Source organism: Aminithiophilus ramosus, from assembly GCF_018069705.1.
Lineage (GTDB): Bacteria > Synergistota > Synergistia > Synergistales > Aminithiophilaceae > Aminithiophilus > Aminithiophilus ramosus.
The window spans coordinates 1547198-1566376 of sequence record NZ_CP072943.1; the positions used below are offsets into that span (position 1 = coordinate 1547198).

The 19179-nt window shown below is 58.4% G+C and carries 14 protein-coding genes and 7 tRNA genes; 2 read left to right on the forward strand and 19 right to left on the reverse strand.

The window, feature by feature from the left end; translation table 11 throughout:
- Positions 1-60 precede the first annotated feature (60 nt).
- The 14 genes from KAR29_RS07060 to KAR29_RS07125 form a co-directional block, all read right to left on the reverse strand.
- A complete protein-coding gene (locus KAR29_RS07060; RefSeq protein ID WP_274374882.1) occupies positions 61-1857 on the reverse strand; it encodes a tetratricopeptide repeat protein in 1797 nt (598 codons plus the stop codon).
- A gap of 62 nt (positions 1858-1919) precedes the next feature.
- On the reverse strand, positions 1920-2132 hold the full coding sequence (locus KAR29_RS07065; protein ID WP_274374883.1) for a flagellar biosynthesis protein FliR: 213 nt from the start codon (positions 2130-2132) through the stop codon (positions 1920-1922).
- Between the two features lie 110 nt (positions 2133-2242).
- Positions 2243-3208 carry a Gfo/Idh/MocA family protein gene (locus KAR29_RS07070; RefSeq protein ID WP_274374884.1) on the reverse strand — a complete coding sequence of 322 codons (966 nt, stop codon included), beginning with the start codon at positions 3206-3208 and terminating at the stop codon, positions 2243-2245.
- A 54-nt stretch (positions 3209-3262) separates the two neighbouring features.
- Positions 3263-4003 carry a polyphenol oxidase family protein gene (locus KAR29_RS14065; protein WP_407649562.1) on the reverse strand — a complete coding sequence of 247 codons (741 nt, stop codon included), beginning with the start codon at positions 4001-4003 and terminating at the stop codon, positions 3263-3265.
- Entirely contained in the window at positions 4003-5313 is a 1311-nt protein-coding gene (locus KAR29_RS07080) for a bifunctional folylpolyglutamate synthase/dihydrofolate synthase (RefSeq protein WP_274374937.1), read from the reverse strand. Before KAR29_RS07080 ends, KAR29_RS14065 begins: the two co-directional genes overlap by 1 nt.
- Positions 5314-5318: 5 nt before the next feature.
- Positions 5319-7970 carry a valine--tRNA ligase gene (locus KAR29_RS07085; RefSeq protein WP_274374938.1) on the reverse strand — a complete coding sequence of 884 codons (2652 nt, stop codon included), beginning with the start codon at positions 7968-7970 and terminating at the stop codon, positions 5319-5321.
- A 55-nt stretch (positions 7971-8025) separates the two neighbouring features.
- A complete protein-coding gene (gene yihA, locus KAR29_RS07090) occupies positions 8026-8625 on the reverse strand; it encodes a ribosome biogenesis GTP-binding protein YihA/YsxC (RefSeq protein WP_274372324.1) in 600 nt (199 codons plus the stop codon).
- A complete protein-coding gene (gene lon / locus KAR29_RS07095; protein ID WP_274372325.1) occupies positions 8622-10970 on the reverse strand; it encodes an endopeptidase La in 2349 nt (782 codons plus the stop codon). Before lon ends, yihA begins: the two co-directional genes overlap by 4 nt.
- Positions 10971-10973: 3 nt before the next feature.
- Entirely contained in the window at positions 10974-12257 is a 1284-nt protein-coding gene (clpX, locus tag KAR29_RS07100) for an ATP-dependent Clp protease ATP-binding subunit ClpX (RefSeq protein ID WP_274372326.1), read from the reverse strand.
- A 135-nt stretch (positions 12258-12392) separates the two neighbouring features.
- Positions 12393-12971, reverse strand: a complete 579-nt coding sequence (clpP, locus tag KAR29_RS07105; protein WP_274372327.1) for an ATP-dependent Clp endopeptidase proteolytic subunit ClpP — start codon at positions 12969-12971, stop codon at positions 12393-12395.
- Positions 12972-13000: 29 nt separating this feature from the next.
- The gene (gene tig / locus KAR29_RS07110) at positions 13001-14347 is read right to left on the reverse strand and encodes a trigger factor (RefSeq protein WP_274372328.1); all 1347 of its coding nucleotides are present in this window, start codon (positions 14345-14347) and stop codon (positions 13001-13003) included.
- Between the two features lie 188 nt (positions 14348-14535).
- A tRNA-Leu gene (locus KAR29_RS07115) sits at positions 14536-14620 on the reverse strand.
- A gap of 11 nt (positions 14621-14631) precedes the next feature.
- Positions 14632-14707, reverse strand: a tRNA-Lys gene (locus KAR29_RS07120).
- Positions 14708-14936: 229 nt separating this feature from the next.
- A complete protein-coding gene (locus KAR29_RS07125; RefSeq protein WP_274372329.1) occupies positions 14937-16370 on the reverse strand; it encodes a mechanosensitive ion channel family protein in 1434 nt (477 codons plus the stop codon).
- Between the two features lie 21 nt (positions 16371-16391).
- Between KAR29_RS07125 and KAR29_RS07130 the strand changes: the two genes are divergently transcribed.
- On the forward strand, positions 16392-16583 hold the full coding sequence (locus KAR29_RS07130; protein WP_274372330.1) for a hypothetical protein: 192 nt from the start codon (positions 16392-16394) through the stop codon (positions 16581-16583).
- 361 nt (positions 16584-16944) lie between these two features.
- Here the strand turns inward: KAR29_RS07130 and KAR29_RS07135 are convergent.
- From KAR29_RS07135 to KAR29_RS07155, 5 genes are all read right to left on the reverse strand, one after another.
- Positions 16945-17020, reverse strand: a tRNA-Lys gene (locus KAR29_RS07135).
- A gap of 36 nt (positions 17021-17056) precedes the next feature.
- Positions 17057-17133, reverse strand: a tRNA-His gene (locus tag KAR29_RS07140).
- A gap of 31 nt (positions 17134-17164) precedes the next feature.
- A tRNA-Arg gene (locus KAR29_RS07145) sits at positions 17165-17241 on the reverse strand.
- An 11-nt stretch (positions 17242-17252) separates the two neighbouring features.
- Positions 17253-17329: transfer RNA gene (locus KAR29_RS07150), tRNA-Gly, on the reverse strand.
- 16 nt (positions 17330-17345) lie between these two features.
- Positions 17346-17423, reverse strand: a tRNA-Pro gene (locus tag KAR29_RS07155).
- Between the two features lie 183 nt (positions 17424-17606).
- On the opposite strand from KAR29_RS07155, the gene KAR29_RS07160 reads away from it, so the two are divergent.
- A complete protein-coding gene (locus tag KAR29_RS07160; protein WP_274372331.1) occupies positions 17607-18920 on the forward strand; it encodes an ISNCY family transposase in 1314 nt (437 codons plus the stop codon).
- The last annotated feature ends 259 nt before the right edge of the window (positions 18921-19179 follow it).

Here is a 19179-nt window from a genome sequence, read left to right on the forward strand (position 1 = left end):
GCAGGGTCAAATCGTATATAAAGAGCGATGTTAGTCCGAAAAAAACAATTATTACATTCACTATTCTCTAGCGGAACCCCAAAGAGGTAGCCAGTTTCTGCCGAAAAAAACTCCTGCGTCAAGATAAAGGGCGAAAAGACTTGCAGAAAGTCGCCCCTCGGGAAGGAGATTCCTTTGTAAAGGAATCTGGACATTGATAATGCGTTCTTCCTGTTTCACGAAGCCCTTGATTTCCTCGTAGAAGAGCAGCTGTCCTCCCGTTCCTTCGACAAGGCGCATCTGAACCGCCGTCGGAACCTGACGTGCCCAGAGGTGAATCGGGATGCCTCTGAAAAGGCAGTAGCCTAAAAGGAGTCGGGCCTCGTCCTCCCTCAGCTCCAGGTTGTCATCGAGCACGAGACCTGAGGGGCGTCGCTCAGCCAGATCTCGCAGGAGAAGGGCAGACGATAAAGTCCCCCTCTCGACGAGCATGGAGGGCAAGTCGGAGGGCAGATCGCTTTCCTCTGTTATCAGAAGGGGCAGCTCCTCCTTTATCCGCTCCTGCAGCGGGCTGATCCGCGGTTGAAGAGCCTTGTCCAGCCATGCGGCACTGATGGAAGGAGCCATCGCGGAGATCAGGTGGGCCTGTGGCCCAAAAGGTTCGATTTGCAGGTGCAAAACGGGCAGGTCTCCCTGGTTTTGGACGGAGAGGGGGCCCGAGACGAGAAAAAGGGGCCACGTGGCATTGAACCGAGGGGACCATCGGACGATTTTCCTTCCGTCGAAGGAGAGAGCCTGAAAAGATGTCCGTTCTCCGAACAGGGCCCACAGTTCTCGTGACGGAGGTTCGGCTACGAGAGTTTCAACCGTTTTTCCCTGGAGGAGGTCACAGATAAGGACTTCGCCGGTGCTTGTAAGGACGGCTGCCCGGCTGGGACCTCCGAGGAGAAGCACATCGAGAGGAGAGTCGACGGCAAGAGTCGTTAGAAGGCGGAGAGAGGGAAGTTCCAAAAGATGGAGGCATTGATTGCCTCTGTCGACAACGGCCAGATAGGGTCCCCATGCCGAGAGGGCAAGTGGGTCGAAAAGCGCCCTCTCTTTGGATAAAGGAGGGAACCACTCCTTCTCGATGGATCCCGACGAGGGGCGATAAAGCAGAATCCGCCGTTCCCCCCAGTCCGCCAGGACCAGAAGGTCGACGGCAGCGGGAACGGCGTCGGAGGGGGCGACGAGGGGAATCGCGCCGGAAGAGGCCAAGGCGAGTGTCTCCGACGCCAAGTCACCGCGATAAAGATTACCTTTGTCGTCGAGGACAAGGAAGACGTCGTTTCCCAGCGGGAGAACGGCTCGAGGCGAATGAGGAAGGGAGTAACGCCGCACTTGCGGCGTGTTTTCTCCCAGAGGAGAAAGCACGTAGACCTTTTTTTTAGGTGGATCGGAGAGATAAAGGTGGCCGAAGGCGAGAACGGGCTGATGCGGAGCCTCCATGGCGGGGATGCGCCAAGGGGAAAGGCCGAAAGCCAAGGGCAGCGTCGTCTGGAGACGCAAGTAGGCATCAGGCCAAAACCGGCCGAAGATAAGGCGATCGATGGCCTCTTCCTCCAGCATCGTCTGGGCCTGGATCCTTTCGGCAACTTCATCGCCGGCCTGAACTTCCAGGAAGGAGGAAAGTTGTTCCCGAGCCTTCTCCATCCGCCCCTGGCGACGATAGGCTAGGGCACGCAAGAGGTAGGCATCGATGAGATACGTATTCTTTTGCAAGGCTTCGTCGAGGAGGGAGAAAACCTGTTCATCGTTACCTTGGAGGTAAGCCGTGCCCGCTTCTACGAGAAAGCGGGCGGCACCGACCCGATCGGCCACGGGAAGCGTCACGGCCAAGGCGGGAGTGACGCAGGCGAAAAAGACGGCGCAACAGAGCGAGCGAAGGATGAAAGAATTTTTCATCGATGGAGGATGTCTATCCCGGCAAAGGCGTAGAAGGCGAAGGTGATCGCCGCCGCGAGCAGAAAGCCGAGGAGAGCACGAAGGTAGACGACCCACGCCTTGCCGCCGGGCCATCGCCCGGAGGTAACGTTATTGACGACCCTGGCGATAAAGAGGGAGACCAGGAATAGAGCCAAAGCGATGAGAGCCTGCACGTTCGGGGCTGGCACAAAGACACCTCCCTAGGCATGCCCGGGGGAGAGGGCATCGTGCCACAAGAATAACATAAAGGAAGGCGACTCCGAGGGAAAGGGGAACGTCTCCGACGAAGAGCGACGATTCAGACGATTTTCAGGGCTTCCTCGGTGGAGCCTAATTGAATACGTCGCAAGACCTCGACGGCCACCTCCAGGGCTCTCTTCCCGTCGGCGATCGAGACGAGAGGTTTGCGTCCGTCGTGAACGCAAGAGATGAAATGCTGAAGTTCCAGTTTGAGAGGTTCCCCCTTGGGGAAGACGGGGTGTTCAATCACTTCCAGCATTCCTGTGCTTCGATCCTGGACACAGCGGTGGATGGAGACGTCTTGCGTGGCATAGTCGACGGTGACGAAGCGCTCCCGTTCCATGATCTCCAACTGCCTCAGCCGACGTTCCGAAACGCGGCTGACGAGGATGTCAGCCAACGTTCCGTCTTCAAAGTTGAGCTGGGCCAAGGCGATGTCCTCGTGACATCCCATGATGGAACGTCCCGAGGCCGTTATGCTGACAAGAGGCGCTGAGACAAGCGAGAGGATAATGTCGATGTCGTGAATCATCAGATCGAGGACGACACCGACATCGGCGATGCGCGATGAGAAAGGGCCAAGCCTCCGCGATTGCAACATCAGCGGTTCCTTGACGGTGTTGCGGACGTACTGAACGGCACTGTTGAAGCGCTCGATGTGACCGACCTGAAGGACGAGTCCCTCTCTCTCGGCCAGACGGAGAAGATTTTCAGCCTGTTCCACGGTCGTTGTCACCGGTTTTTCGACGAGAACGTGAACGCCTCGCTTCAGGGCACGACAGGCCATGTCGTAGTGATCGCAAGTGGGAACGACGATGCTGACGGCATCCAAGTCGCATCGCTCGAAGAAGAGATCGACGTCGGAAAAGCTGGGAACTCCCAGGCTTTCGCCTACGGAAGCGGCCCGCTCGTCGTCGATATCGACGATACCCACGAGACGGGCACCCAGGATCTCCGTATAGACCCGGGCGTGATGATGTCCCAGATGCCCCACGCCTATAACGCCTACCCGTACAGGATCCATAACGATCACTCCTTATCGGGGAAAGAGCAGCCCCTGTGGCCCTCCTTTATAGTCTCACCGATCCCGGAGAAAAGTGGACTCGCCTCCCTGAAGATGGAAAAGAAGATCCATCCTCTCGTCTCTGTCACCTCGGCGAAAGGAGCAAAAAAGATCACGGTGACAGGAGGTGCACCAGGGGGCGAGAAAAACCCGATTTTCATCAAGACCGAAACGAAGAAGAGACTGAAACAGGTGGCCTCCTATGTCGAAGCGGACCGTCTCCGATCCGGGAAAGACTCTGTCGGAGCCGAAGCAGGCCAAACCTTTTTGTGTCCATGAATCGTCTCGTCGTCTGTCGAAGCAGCAGGGACCGATTCCCGGTCCTATCCAGGCTCTTTCAACGTTCTCTGGGCCAAGCCCTTTTGCGCGGAGAAACGAGAAGGCCTTTTCGACGATCCCCAGCACCGTTCCCTTGAATCCGCAATGGAGCCCGAGAATCCAGAGACAGGGGCCGCCGCCGGAGAGGACAACGGGAAAACAATCGGCGAAACGCAGCCGGACATCGATTCCCACGGTGGATAAAAAAACGCCGTCGGCCTCGGGACGACAGGGAAAAAGCGGCGCCGAGGCGGCGTCGAGGATTTTCGTGCCGTGAACCTGCAAGGGCCATAGGAGAGGTCCCTCGGAGAGGGAGAAGGTCTTTGGGAGAGGGAGGTTCCGAGAGGGAAGAAGGAGGCGTGCCTTTAAAAAACCGTCCTCCGTGCGATATTCCAGCTCTGGCGCGGAGAGATCTTCCTTCAGGACAAATCCCTCCATCAGGCAGCCCTAAGCAGGGAGCGCAGGGCCCCGACGAGGTAGAGACTGCCCGTACAAAGGAGCAGGTCACTCCCCTCTACGGCTAGAGAGAAGGCCCGATCGAGGCGGGGTTCGCAGAGGAAGTTCGTCAGGCCAACGGACGCGGCTGCCTCGGCCAGAGCCGCCACGGAGGCCCCGCGGGAGAGATTCGGCACTTCGGTGAAGACGACATCCCACCGTCCTTCGCGAAAGAGGGCCAGCTCAGAGCGGAAATCCTTGTCGGCCATGGCGGCAAAAAGAGCCCGTCGTCTCCTTTCCTCCCCCCAAATATCCGAGACGGAGCGAAGTGTCGCTGTCAATCCGTGAGGGTTGTGGCCTCCGTCAAGGATGACGATCGGCTCCCGGGAGAGAATTTCCATCCGACCGGGCCAAAAGGTTCTGCTCAGTCCTCGAGCCAGGGTTTCTTCGTCAAGAAGGGAGGGAAAAAAAGCCTTGAGGAAATGAGCACCGCAAAGGGCCATGGCAGCGTTCGTAGCCTGATGGCGCCCCAGGAGAGGAGAAAAGAAATCTCTGGGTCCGTCGGAGAGATCCAGGCGAAAGGCGGTGCCCCTATCGGTGCAGCGAATACCGAAAAGGGGCCACTGAGAAAGCAGGAAGCCTCGAGCACCGCTTGCCTGAGCCCGTCGGAGGAAACGCTCCTCCAGGTGCGTGTCGCCGCCGGCGAAAAGAGCCGTCACTCCAGGACGTAAGACGGCAAATTTTTCCTCCGCGATCGCTTCAATCGTCTTGCCTAAGTAGTCGCCGTGATCGTCGGCAATAGGCGTCACCAGAGTCAGAACGACACGAGGCAGGAGGTTCGTCGCGTCAAGGCGGCCTCCCATGCCTGCCTCGAAAACGGCGAGACGGCACCCGCTCTCTCTCAGAAGCCAGAAGGCCAAGGCCGTCAGCAGCTCAAAAAGGGTGGGAGGATCGATCCGGAGAAGAGGATCACTGTCGAGGGCACGAAGAACGACGTCGCTTCCCCGTTCCCAGAGGGAGAGGGGAAGTTCCTCTCCGTCCAGACGGAGACGTTCTCCGAGGCTCTCGAGGTGAGGGCTGGTATACAGACCGACTCGAAGCCCTGCCTCGTCGAGGATCGAGGCCAGGGAAGAGGCCGTCGAGCCCTTGCCGTTGGTCCCGACGATGTGAACGGCCTGGAAAGTTCTCTCCGGATGGTCCAGACAAGAACAGAGGCGAGCCAGTCGGGACAGGCCCGGGCGAGTGCCCGGGCTTGCCTCGGCCTGGAGACGTTTCTCAAGAGAGGCAAAAGCCTCCCGTTCAGACAGGCCCATCAACGTCAGGAGCGACTGAGACTCTCGATATTTTCTCTGTAACGCCGAAGGAGTTTCTCCGCTTCGGCAAGACGGGAACGCTCCTCATCGACGACTTCCTGTGGAGCTCGGGCGAGAAATTTTTCGTTTTCCAACTTTCCCCGGCTCCGATCCATGTCTTTGTGGACTTTCTCGATCTCCTGGCCTAAACGGGCAATTTCACTTTCGACATCGAGCAGGCCTTCCGCTTCGAGGTAAATCTCGCCGAAGGGAAGGACCGCCGAGAGTGACCGCGCCGGCCGTCCCGCCTCGGGGCAGCGGAAGACGACCGTCTCGACGCGGGCCAAAAGGGCCAGCAGATCGGCATTTTCCTGGAACAGGCGTCTCCGGCTCTCTTCGTGAAGGGAGATAAGGACGCGGGGAACCGTCTGCGTCGGAGGCAAACCTGCCTCGGCCCGGAGGTTTCGGACGCTGCGCAGGGCTTCCTGCAGGAGGGCCATGTCGGAGAGGGCTCCTTCGTCGACGGAGCCGGCGCTCTCCGGCCAGGGTTCCAGATCAAGAGCCTTGGCGCCGAAACCGAAACCCTGCCACAGTTCATCCGTCACGAAAGGAACGATGGGATGGAGGAGACGAAGGACGACATGAAAGATACGGCGCAGCACGAGACGGCTGCTGGCCTGTCTCGCCGGCCCCTCGTCGCCTCGGAGAGCGGGCTTGACAAGCTCAAGGTACCAATCGCAAAGCTCTCCCCAGACGAAATCATAAAGAGACCGAGCGGCTTCACTGAAAAAGTAACCGTCGAGGTGACGTGAAACGGCCTCGGTGACGGCGTCGAGGCGGGTCAGAATCCAGCGGTCATGAAGTCGCAACGGCCCTTCGACGGGAGCGGCCTTTCCTTCCATATCCGCAAGATTCATCAGGGCAAAACGGGAGGCGTTCCAGAGTTTGTTCAGGAAGAAACGGTAGGTCTCGATCCTCTTGGCGTTGAGGAAGATGTCCCGTCCCTGAACGGTGAGAGCCGTCAAGGTCAGGCGGAGGGAATCGGCGCCGCTCTCGTCGATGATATCGAGGGGGTCGATGACGTTGCCCTTAGACTTGCTCATCTTCTGTCCCTTTTCGTCGCGTACGAGGGCGTGGATGTAGACGTCATGGAAGGGAACGTCGTCCATGCACTTGAGGCCCATCATGATCATCCGGGAGACCCAGAAGAAGATGATATCGAAGCCGGTGACGAGAACGGACGTCGGGTAATAGTAAGCCAGGTCCTTGGTCTTCTCCGGCCAGCCGAGAGTGGAAAAAGGCCAAAGGGCGCTGGAAAACCAGGTATCGAGAACATCGTTGTCTTGGGTGATGGAAGAAGAGCCGCAGGCCTCGCAGACCGTCGGTTCTCCCTCGGAGACGGTGACGTGACCGCAATCGGCACAGTACCAAGCTGGTATGCGATGTCCCCACCAGAGCTGGCGGGAGATGCACCAATCGCGGATGTTTTCCATCCACTGGTAGTAGGTGTTGACCCACTGATCGGGAATCCAGCTGATTCGTCCCTCGCGGACAGCCTCGACGCCGGCGTCGGCCAAGGGCTTGGCACGGACGAACCACTGCTCAGAAAGATAGGGTTCGACGACGCAGTGGCAACGGTAGCAGTGCCCCACGGAGTTGAGGTGATCCTCAACCTTGACGAGAAATCCCTGGGCTTCCAGTTTCTCGACGACGGCCCTGCGGGCCTCGAACCGATCAAGCCCTCGGAAGGTTCCGGCCTGGTCGTTCATGATGCCCTTGTCGTCGATGACCTGAATCGCCTCCAGGTGATGACGTTGGCCGACGAGGAAATCATTGGGGTCATGAGCCGGCGTGATTTTCACGCACCCCGTTCCGAAGGCGGGGTCGACCATGTTGTCCTCGATGACGGGGATATCGCGGTCGACCAGAGGGACGCGAACGATTCTCCCCTTGTAGGCGGCGTTTCGCTCGTCTCGGGGATGGATGGCGATGGCTACGTCGCCCAGAATCGTCTCGGGACGGGTCGTTGCCACGACGATACGGCCCTCTCCGTCGACAAAGGGATAGGCCACGTGATAGAGCTTGCCCGCCCCCTCTTCATGTTCCACTTCGAGGTCGGACAGGGCCGTGTGACAGCGAGGGCACCAGTTGATGATGTATTTTCCCCGGTAGATGAGGTCCTCCCTGTAGAGACGGACGAAAACGCTTTTGACGGCCTGGGAAAGCCCCTCATCCATGGTGAAGCGTTCACGACGCCAGTCACAGGAGGCCCCGATCTTCTTCTGCTGGCTGATGATGCGGCTGCCATACTGTTCTTTCCACTGCCAGACTCTTTCGACGAAGGCCTCTCGGCCCAGATCGTGGCGCGTCAGTCCCTCCGTGGCAATCTGACGCTCGACGACGTTCTGCGTCGCGATGCCGGCATGGTCCGTTCCGGGGAGCCAAAGGACATTGAATCCCTTCATGCGTTTGTAGCGGCAAAGGACATCTTGAAGAGTTTCGTCGAGAGCGTGACCCATATGGAGAGATCCCGTCACGTTAGGCGGGGGAATGACGATACAGAAAGGTTCTTTCGTTTCGTCGACGTCGGAATCGAAAAGTCCCTTATCGAGCCACAACTGATACCATTTGTCCTCGATGGGTTTGGGATCGTAATTTTTCGACAGATTCTCTCTGATCACAGGTCGGACCTCCTCGGGTCAGGTCGTTGATGACAGGCGATCTCTCTTTGCGTCACTGAGGCCGGGATTCGGCGACGATTCCCTCGATGAAGGAGCGGAGCTCCTCTATGCCCGTTCGGTCCGTTCCGGAGACCAGTAGCGGCTCGGTCAGGGAGAAAAAACCGGCCTTGTGGTAAGCGGCCAACACCGATTTGCGCCTGCCTCGGCTGATCTTGTCCACTTTGGTGAAAACGAGCTGAACCGGGAGGCCGATCCGGTTGGTCCACTCCTGAAGATGGCGGTCGTTCTCCAGGAGGCCGTGGCGAAAATCGACGAGCTGGATGGAGAGGAGAAGGCTCTCCCTGTCGGCGAGGTAAGACTCGATGAGCTTCTGCCATCGAGCCCTCTCTTTTTGGCACCGGGAGGCAAATCCGTAACCGGGGAGGTCGACGAGCCGGAAAGGCCGGGCATGACGTACATCGAAAAAGTTGATGCTGCTCGTCTTGCCCGGTGTCCCACTCACGTGGGCCAACCGACGCCCCATCAGGGCATTCAACAGTGTCGACTTGCCCACGTTGGACCGTCCGAGAAAGGCGATTTCGGGCACCGTTGCGTCGGGGAACTGATCGGGAAGGAAGGCCGTGGCGAGCAGTTCAGCCTGCCATGCGCTCACGGCAGATCTCCGACGGCAAGGGCGAACCGAAAGACCTCGTCGACGGAATCGACGAAATGAAAGGCCATTCCCCGATGAACCCAGCGGGGAAGCTCACCGATGTCTTCCCTGTTGGCCTGCGGAAGGATGACATTCATGATTCCCTGTCGTCTGGCGGCCAGGACCTTCTCACGAACGCCTCCGATGGGCAAGACTCGTCCCAGAAGGGTCAGCTCCCCCGTCATCGCCACATCGCAGCGTATGGGACGTCCGGTGAAGGCCGAGGCGATGGCAAGGGCCATGGTGACTCCGGCCGAGGGACCGTCCTTGGGGATGGCTCCCTCGGGTACGTGCAGATGGAGGTCCAACTCCTCCCAGGGGACGGATGTCTTGCCCAGCAGCTCGGCATGGGACTTGAGACACCCAAGTGCCGTCTTGGCCGATTCCTGCATGATCTCGCCCAAATTACCCGTCAGAGTGATCTGTCCCTTCCCCTTGAGCTTGACGGCTTCGATGACAAGAACATCGCCGCCCGATTCCGTCCATGCCAGTCCGATAGAGGCCCCGACGGTCGGAACATGAGGAATGTCGGGGCGATGGGATTTTGCCGTCCCCAAGAAATGGACCAGTCTGTCGGCCCCGATTTTCACGGGCCGTTTCACGGAGCGGCTCCCCTCGTCGGTCTCGACCAGCAGGCGCGTCACCTTACGGGCGATCTTGGCAAGTTGGCGTTCCAGGTTGCGAACGCCGGCCTCTCTCGTATATTCGGAAATGATGCGCTCCAGGGCGGCCTCGCTGAGGGAGAAATCTCCTTCGGTAAGGCCATGCTCGCGGAGTACACGGGGTAGGAGATGACGACGGACGATATGTTTTTTCTCCTCGGCCACGTAGCCCGAGACGGAAATCGTCTCCATTCGGTCCAGGAGAGCCTTGGGAATGGAATGGGTGGCATTGGCCGTCGTCACGAAAAGAACGCGGCTCAGGTCGAAGGGAACCTCGAGATAGTGATCGGTGAAATGATCATTCTGCTCAGGATCGAGGACCTCAAGAAGAGCCGCGGCCGGATCGCCTCGAAAATCGGCCCCGACCTTGTCGATCTCGTCCAGGAGAAGAACGGGATTGCGCGTCCCCGCCTGATGGATTTTCTGGATGATCCGTCCCGGAAGGGCCCCCACGTAGGTGCGGCGATGGCCTCTGATTTCGGCCTCGTCACGCATGCCGCCAAGGGACATCTGGGCGAACTGGCGATTCAGGGCTCGGGCGACGGAGCGGGCCAGTGAGGTCTTGCCCACGCCCGGAGGGCCGACGAGACAGAGGACCTGTCCTTTCATCTCCTGCCCCGCCATTTTCCTCGAGGCCAGAAACTCCAGAATCCGGTCCTTGACCTCCGTCAGACCGTAATGATCCTCGTCGAGGACCTTAGAGGCCAGGCCGATATCGAGATGATCACGGCTCTGCTTCTGCCAGGGCAGGGAGGTCAGCCAATCGAGGTAGGTCCGTACCACCGTCGCCTCGGCCGACATGGAGGGCATTTTCGCCAGGCGATCGATCTCCTTTGTCGCCTTCTTTTGAACCTCGGCGGGCATTTTGGCCTTGCGGACCTTCTGGACGAATTCTTCCTTTTCGCTCATCCCGTCGCCCTGCCCCAGCTCGTCCTGGATGACGCGAAGCTGCTCTTTGAGGTAATACTCGCGCTGGCCTTTCTCCATCTCCTGGCGAACGCGATCGTGAATATCGTGCTCCAGCTCGAGAATATCCGTCTCGCGAAGGAGAAGTTTCAGAAGAGCCTCGAGTCGCTCTTCGGCCGAGGGCATCTCGAGAAGGGCCTGCTTTTCCGGAACCTTGAGTACCATGTGAGAGGCCACCAGGTCGGCGACGAGGCCCATTCCCTCGGCCGAGAGGACGGACATAAGGACCTCGGCGGGAATTCTGGGGTGCAGTGTCACATAACGTTCGAAATGTTCCACGACGCTGCGCCGCATCGCCTCAAGAACATCGGTGACCTCTTCGGACTCGACGATTCCCTCGAGGTCAGCGACGTAGAGGTCATCCTCGAGGCGGAGGCTCTCGACACGACAGCGACAGAGCCCCTCGACGAGGATCTTCGTCGTCCCGTCAGGAAGGCGGGCCATCTGAAGGATATTGCAGAGCGTTCCGACCTCGTGCAGATCGTCTTCGGTAGGGTCATCGTCGATCATCTGTCTCTGAGCCACCACGAAAAGGCGCTTTTCCCGCAGCATGGCCTGTTCGAGAGCCTTCAAGGAGCGGGGCCTCCCGACATAAAGCGGAGCGATGACACCCGGGAAAAGCACGAGATCCCGGACAGGGAGAACCGGCGTCCTTTCGCTCCGAGAGAGAGGCTCCATCGATCAGGCGACCTCCTCGTCGGACTTGAATGAAAAAAGGGCCTTGCCCGTCCCCTCAATCACTTCGTCTGTGATCGTCACTTTCGCAAGTTGTTCCGCCTTGCCGGGCAAATCGAACATCACGTCGAGCATGACGTTCTCCAAGATGGACCGCAGACCCCGGGCACCCGTATTTCGGGCGGCAGCCTTTTTCGCCGTCATCCGGAGAGCACTCTCCGTGAATTCGAGATCGACGCCCTCTAGACGGAAAAGCTTGCGGTATTGCTGAACCAGGGCATTCTTGGGTTCGAGAAGGATACGGATCAGATCGTCCTCGGAAAGCCCTTCAAGGGCGGCGATGATGGGGAGGCGACCGATGAATTCCGGGATGAAACCAAAGGCCATCAAGTCCTCTGGCGAAGTTTGCTGCAGCAGCTCGTAACGGTCCTTTTTGGCATGTGAAAGGACTTGACCGCCAAAACCGATGACCTTTTTGTTAACCCTTCGGGCCACCACGTCTTCCAGCCCGTCAAAAGCCCCGCCACAGATAAAAAGAATGTTTTTAGTGTCGATTTGGATGAATTCCTGATAAGGGTGCTTGCGCCCCCCCTTGGGAGGCACATTGGCCACCGTTCCCTCGAGAATGCGCAAGAGAGCCTGCTGAACGCCCTCTCCGGAGACATCGCGGGTAATCGACGTCGATTCCGATTTGCGGGTGATCTTGTCGATTTCATCGACGTAGATGATTCCCCTCTGGGCGGCGGCCACATCATAATCGGCGGCCTGCAGGAGGCGGACAAGGATGTTCTCCACGTCCTCGCCCACGTAGCCGGCCTCGGTCAAAGTCGTGGCGTCAGCCATGGCGAAAGGCACTTTCAACAGACGCGCCAGAGTCTGGGCCAGAAGCGTTTTACCGCAGCCCGTCGGTCCCAGAAGGAGAACGTTGCTTTTCTGCAGCTCCACTTCATCTTCTTCGATCGGCTGGGTTATCCGCTTGAAATGATTGTACACGGCAACGGAAAGGACCTTCTTCGCTTGGTCCTGACCGATGGCGTAGCGATCGAGAAAAGCCTTGATCTCGGCCGGCCGGGGCATCTCCTCGATAACGGGTTCGACCACGCCCGGAGCGGCACCGGCCTGATCTCCCTCTTTCAGAATCAACGTGCAGAGATGGACACATTCGTTGCAGATATAAACGCCTGGCCCAGCAATCAGCTTCAGGACTTCGTCCTGCCCCTTGCCGCAGAAGGAGCAGCGGACGCCTCGTCGTTTCCCGTCGTTACTGTCTCCGCCCTCAAAGCGAAACATCGGCGTACCTCCTCATCGCAGGGGTCCTCCGGAGGGACACAACCCGGAGGACGGATGCGGATAAAGGGGAGCCCCTAGGGAAGCTCCCCTACCTGTCATAAAAAAGGCAAGTCCCCACTGGAGGAGACGGTGCCCTCAACGATTCTCGATGATTCTGTCAATAAGGCCGTAAGTCACGGCCTCCTCGGCAGACATGAAATTATCCCGGTCCGTGTCGATCTGGATTTTGTCCATCGACTGCCCCGTATGGTGGCAGAGGATCTCGTTGAGTCGCTGCCGTGCCCGAATAATTTCCCTGGCCTGAATTTCGATATCAGCCGCCTGACCGCGAGCGCCCCCCAAGGGCTGATGGATCATGACGCGGGCGTTGGGAAGGGCGATACGCTTCCCCTTCGCACCTCCGGCCAGAAGGACGGCGGCCATGCTGGCGGCCTGTCCGATGCAGATCGTCGAGATGGGGCACTTGACGTACTGCATTGTGTCGTAAATGGCCAAACCGGAGGTGATGACCCCACCGGGGCTATTGATATAGAGACTCACGTCTTTATCGGGATCTTCACTCTCCAGGAAAAGAAGCTGCGCGACGACCACATTGGCCAGATGATCGTCGATCTCGTCTCCCAAAAAAATAATGCGGTCCTTGAGAAGACGGCTGTAGATGTCGTAGGAACGCTCGCCCCGGCCCGTCTGTTCAACGACATAGGGAATCAACATCGCGACTCATCCTCCTCCAGCGGCAACGGTCAGGCCTCCGGCCCCTCCGCAGAAGCGGGAGTCTCGACCTCTTTGAAAGTGATTTTCGAAAGCAGATGATCCACCGTCTTGCGGACGCGGACGCGATGGACGATTTCGTTGAGGCGATCGGCGTCTTTCGCGAGGAAACTCTTGAGCTGCTTCGGTTCCACCTTGAAGGAACGGGCCATGGCATCAATCTCGGCATCAAGGTCTTCCGTTTCAACGGAAAGGCCCGATTCTTCGGCGAAGCTATCGAGGACTAGCGTCTGCTTGACGATCCAGGCCGCCCTTTTTCTCGTGGACTCATCGAATTTCGATCGTTCGAGGTTGTTCTGAGCCAGATAGGCGTCGAGGGAGAGATTCTTCTCCTCTTTTAGCTTGTCCTCCTCTCGTTTGACGATGGCCTCGAATTCCTGTTCGACGAGGCTATCAGGAAGATCGACGGAAGAAAGCTCGACGAACTTGGCTACGGCGGCAGAACGCTTCATCTCGGTGCGCTCCTGCTCCATTTGCTCCTGCAGGCGCAAAGCGATCATCTCGCGGAAAGCCTCTATCGAGGTGATCGCATCGCTGCCCGTCACTTTTTGGATAAACTCGCTGTCTACCTCGGGAAGAAAGGGTTCCTTGACGGCCTTGACGTTGAAGAGGTAGCGGACGGTTCTCCCGGCGACTTTCTCGTCAGGGTAGTCATCGGCGAGGGCGATAGAGACTTCCACCTCATCACCAGCGGCCCTGCCCAGCAATCCCTCGCGAATCTCGGGTCGAAGAGCCGGAGCGGACAGATCCAGAAGGGTATTCTCCTCGTTCCCGCTCTCCTCCGGCCCGTCGGCACCGACGATTGTCGTTTTGTAGGAGACGTCGACGGCATGATGGGCTTCGACGGCCCCATCAACGACGTTGTACTGGACCTCTTTGCGCCGAAGCTCCATAATCGTCTCGTCGACCATGGACTCCCCGAAGGCGACGGAGGGAATCTCCACCTCAAGGGACGAGAGGTCAGCCTGAGTCACCTCTGGGCGAACCTCGACAGTCAAAGTCAACTCCAGAGGATGGCCCTCCTGGATCGCGCCCAGTTTCAGATGAGGTTCAGCGATGGGATCAAGCCCATACTCCTCGACGATCTCCCGAAGAGCGGCGGGAATGACACGCTCAAGGGTCTCCCCCTGGATCGCATCTTTACCCATATAGAGTTCCAGGACGCGACGGGGTACTCGGCCTTTCCGGAAACCCTTGATGTTGGCCTTCTCGGAGAGTTCCCGCAACGTCTCCCGGAGAGCGTGTTCAAACGCGTCTGCTTCTATTTCTGCCTTGATCGTGACGATGTTCCTCTCCTGGGAGAGAAGCTCACTCTTCACCTGGTGACAACCCCTTTCGGACCTCTTATCGCACGCCTAACCAGCGAAGTATAACACAGGACATGATCCAAGGAACAGGCGGAGACCTGTGATTTGACGCTGAACGCCGAGGAAACACACAAAAGAGAGGCCTCCGAGAGCCTCTCTGTCTGGCCTGAAAACGCGCCACCGGATATACGCTCCGGAACTGGTGCGAAGGAGGGGACTCGAACCCCTACGGCCTAAGCCACTGGATCCTAAGTCCAGCGTGTCTACCAGTTCCACCACCCTCGCACTCAAAAAATTGGTGGACCATACAGGACTCGAACCTGTAACACCCTGATTAAGAGTCAGGTGCTCTACCAATTGAGCTAATGGTCCACTGAAGGGCGAGCCGCCCGCCGCTGATGGAAAGGACGATCCAACGCCGGACTAGGGCATTATAGAGTGGTGCAAGGCCTCTGTCCATAGGACCATAGACTCATCGACTGCTCCATCATGGCGTTCCTCTCGCCGAGCTTCGACCGCGTCCTCTCCGTGATCCGACCTGCGAGCCAGACGCTCTTCCCCCCGCCGGTGACCGATCGAGCCTCGTTACGGCGAGGCCCCCTCAAGGTTCGGAGGTTTCCTGCGACTCGAAGGGAGCATGATCCTGCTGTTCCTCGATGGTACCAGGAGTGCTGGCGCCGACACCGTCGCTCTCTTTGCGGAATTCCTCCTCGACTTCTTCCCGTCTTTTCCGCTCAGGCGCCGCGTCGCGGGTCACATAAGTCGTATTGGAGGGGAAGGCGAAAGCCGTTCCCGCCTGATCGACGATTTCTCCGATGCGAAAGAGAATGTCCTCCTGGACGGCCAGAAAAACGTCCAAGTCGCTGGTTGCGATGTAGGCCCTGACCGAAATGTCGAGAGAGTAAGCGTTGAATCCGACGAAGCGGACCCGCGCCTCAGGGAAATCGTGCACTTCGGGGTGGGCCAGAAGCATCTCCCGCAATCTCGCCAGAACCCAACGGAGCTGATCCAAGGTGGTCTCATAACGGAGTCCCAATGTCGTCTCGAGGAGGATATAGTCACGGCGGCTGACATTGACCAGCTGGAGTTGAGAGAACTCGGCATTGGGAATGGAAGTGACCGTCCGGTCCAGTCCCTGGATCCGGGTGGAACGAAGGCCGATCTCGACGACGGTTCCCGACGTGCCGCCGAAACGGCAGAAATCGCCCACTCGGACAGGACGGTCGGCGAAGAGAGTGAGGCCGCCTATGACATTCTCCACCGTCGGCTTTGCCGCCAGGGAAAGAGCCAGGCCGACGACACCGAGACCGGTAATGACGGGAACGATGGAGACGCCAAGCTGACCGGCGCCGTAGAAGAAGAGGGAGAGGGAGAGAAAGATCCCGATCAGGTTGGCCATCGTCCGGACCATGCTGCCGTCGATCCCCCGGGAATCGATCCGTGGAGAGAGGACGAAAAGTTCAGCCAAGAAATTGCAGCCCTGAAAGACCAGGCAGGCCCAGAAAAGAAGGCGCAGCCCCACAAGAAATCCCACGACGACGAGAAGAGCTCGTCCCGTAATGTTGACGACGTCGTCGATGACATAAGCCGCTGCAGTGAGAATGCCTACGGCCAGAAGCATAAAAAGGATACGGAGAGCTCTTTGCCTCAAGGCGGCAGCCTTCCCCCTCATTTTAGCGCGGTAAAGACCTCCGGCAAAAATGATGGCTTTGACGGTCACTAAAAGGGTCAGAAACAGGGCAAGCCACTGCCAGATCGTCTGGTCCCAGATCTCGCGCACAAGCCAGGAGGGTAACTCGGAAAAGCGCACCAAACTCAGGAGCCAACGGGGAGGAAGGAGGTTCCCGGGTGAAAGGCTGTACCACTCGAAGAAGCCGCCGATGACGCCGGGCCTGTAGGGAAGGTGGCGGACGCGGCCATAAAACGTCTCCAGCTGAGCAACCGTTTCGGCGGAGAAAAGGAACTGCCCCTCACGATCTCCGTTGTCGACGCGCCTGATGGTAATCTCTGTCTTGGGGATGCGCCATTGGCGCATCGATTCATGGGAAGACTCGGTTTGGACCGCCTCGTCACCCGGAATATCTTCCCAGTCAGGCAGGGCGATGCGATCGAGAATCTCTTTGAGGAGCAGCACCGCCTCGCGACTGACATCGGCACGATAAACGACAGGAATCTGGGACGTATCGAGGCATTGGACAGCCCGGCGAAAGTGGGCAATGCCCGCATCAATCAAGGGTCGAGCCTCTGAAGGATGGTTGAGACGATTTCCGGAGAGATCGCTGACAAGAATGGCTTGGTTGAGGTATTTCCACGCTTGGTTGACGTTTTCGATGAAAGATATCATCGTTGCCCTCGGGCTGGATGTATCGGCAGGCTGAAGAGGATTTTGCCACGAATATTCAATCTGCAGAGCATGTGAAGGCGAGGCCAGAAACATAAGAAAACAAAGAGAGAGCGTTATCTTTTTCAAACGAACTTCTCCCTTCATAAATAAGGAATATTTTAAAAGACAAAAAGGAGAGGTCTCCCCAACGGAGCCTCTCGTCTCTTCAACAAAACGAGCCTAAAAGAGCGAACAAGTGACGCCTCTTCTAGGCTCGCGCTAAAAATGGTGGACCATACAGGACTCGAACCTGTAACACCCTGATTAAGAGTCAGGTGCTCTACCAATTGAGCTAATGGTCCACATCTAAACGGAACGGAACGACGTCCGCTATTTACTGGGGTGAGCGAGGGGACTTGAACCCCCAACCCCTGGAACCACAATCCAGTGCTCTGACCAGTTGAGCTACGCCCACCACTTTCAACGTTTGGAACTCCGTAATTATCTGGCGCGCCCGGCAGGATTCGAACCCGCGGCCTACGGATTAGAAGTCCGTTGCTCTATCCAACTGAGCTACGAGCGCTTCTCAAACTTTGGAGCGGGAAACGGGATTCGAACCCGCGACCTACGGCTTGGAAGGCCGTCGCTCTAGCCAGCTGAGCTATTCCCGCACATCAACTCGTATTTTGGTCGGGGCGAAAGGATTCGAACCTTCGACCCCCTGCTCCCAAAGCAGGTGCGCTAACCTGACTGCGCTACGCCCCGAAAAACCGGCCGGACACGCCGTAGCTAGGCTTCACCACGCCCCTTACGGTACCGGGAAATGATACAGCAGAGGGAGAGAGCCGTCAAGTAAATTCATCGACCATCTGTCGCCGGACAATGGTATTGTCACTCGTGAAGAGGACAGGGAAAATGTCACTTATGACGACCAGGAGAGACCTACTCATGAAGACAAAAGAAGCAAGGCGCTTGGGGTTGGTGGAAGAGGCTGTCGCGGGCAACCTGACGGTTCAGGAGGTGGCCGATCGGCTCGGTCTGAGCCGCCGTCAGGTCTTTCGGCTCAAACGACGCTACCGGGAAGAAGGAGCGCAGGGGCTCCTGCACAAGGGACGAGGCAAACCGTCCCGGCGCAGAATCTGTCAGGAGACACGGGATTTCGTCGTCAGTCTGGCCAAGGGTCTTTACAGGGATACGAGCTGTCAGCACATGGCCGAACTCCTTGCCGAAGAGCATGATCTCGTGCTGAGCGCCAAGAGCATCGCCCGTTTCCTTCGCGCGGAGAACCTGTCCCTCGTTCATCGCCACCGGGCCCCGAAGCGGCGTTCCCGCAGGGTCCGACGGTCCCGACGAGGCGATCTGGTCCAGATGGACGCCTCTCCTTTCGATTGGTTCGAGATCGGTGAGCGTTGCACTCTCCACGGCGTGATTGACGATGCCACAGGAGAGGTCCTCGGTCTGTGGATGGCCAGGAATGAGTGCCTCTTCGGCTACTTCCGCGTGCTCCGTCAGATGCTTGATCGCCACGGCGTGCCTCGCGAGCTTTACGCCGACCGCCACACCATCTTCCTTTCTCCCAAGTCGGAAAAACTGACGATCAAGGAGGAGCTGGAGGACTCGGCGCCTGTAACCCAGTTCGGCCGCGCTCTGGAGGCTCTCGGAACTCGCTATGTCCCTGCAGGGTCTCCCCAGGCGAAGGGGCGGATCGAAAGGCTCTGGGGAACTCTTCAGGATCGTCTCGTCGTCGCCTTCCGACGGGCCGGAGTGAAAACGATCGAAGAGGCCAACGTCCTGCTCGCCGCCTACCCGGGAGAGGTCCATAACCCGAGGTTCGCTCGTCCTCCCGCAGAGGGGGCATCTGCCTTTCTCCCTCCGCCGGACGGCCCCGCTCTCGATCTCCTCCTGACTCGCCAGACCGACCGGAAGGCCTCGGGAGACTCGACGATTTCCCTCGACGGAAAACAGTACGCCCTGATAGGCCCCCGCAGACGCCCCCTGCTTCTTGCCAGAGGACAGGCGGTCAAGGTCATCGAGAAGCTCGACGGGAAACTCCTGGCTCTTGTCCATGACGGGCTCTACGATCTCGCAGCCGTCGACAAAGAGCCCCCTGCGACTCCCCCGCCTGTCATCGAGACGAAGACAGGCACTCCATGCAAAACGAAGAAGCAGAGGAAGCCGGCGGCAGACCATCCCTGGCGACAGAATCCCGCTCCTCCTGCCGCGGCGGTCGGCTCCGAGCAAGGGACGGGTTCCCCTCCCTAGAAGGACCTCCGCCGCGGAGGAAAGCCAAGGCGGGCTGTTGACGGGGGCGATTTCAGCCCCTCGAAAGCGACACTTTCATTGTCCCTCAGACCCTCTTTTTAGATGACATTTTTAGTGTCCCTTGACAGTAAATTCATCGACCATCTTGTCTTTGAAAGCGAAAAGGCATACCTCCGTCAAGGAGCGAGCGAAGAGGGGGAAAACGAGAAGTCCTCCATTCACGAGGTCGAACTCGAGATGAGACGGCCCATGCATTCTT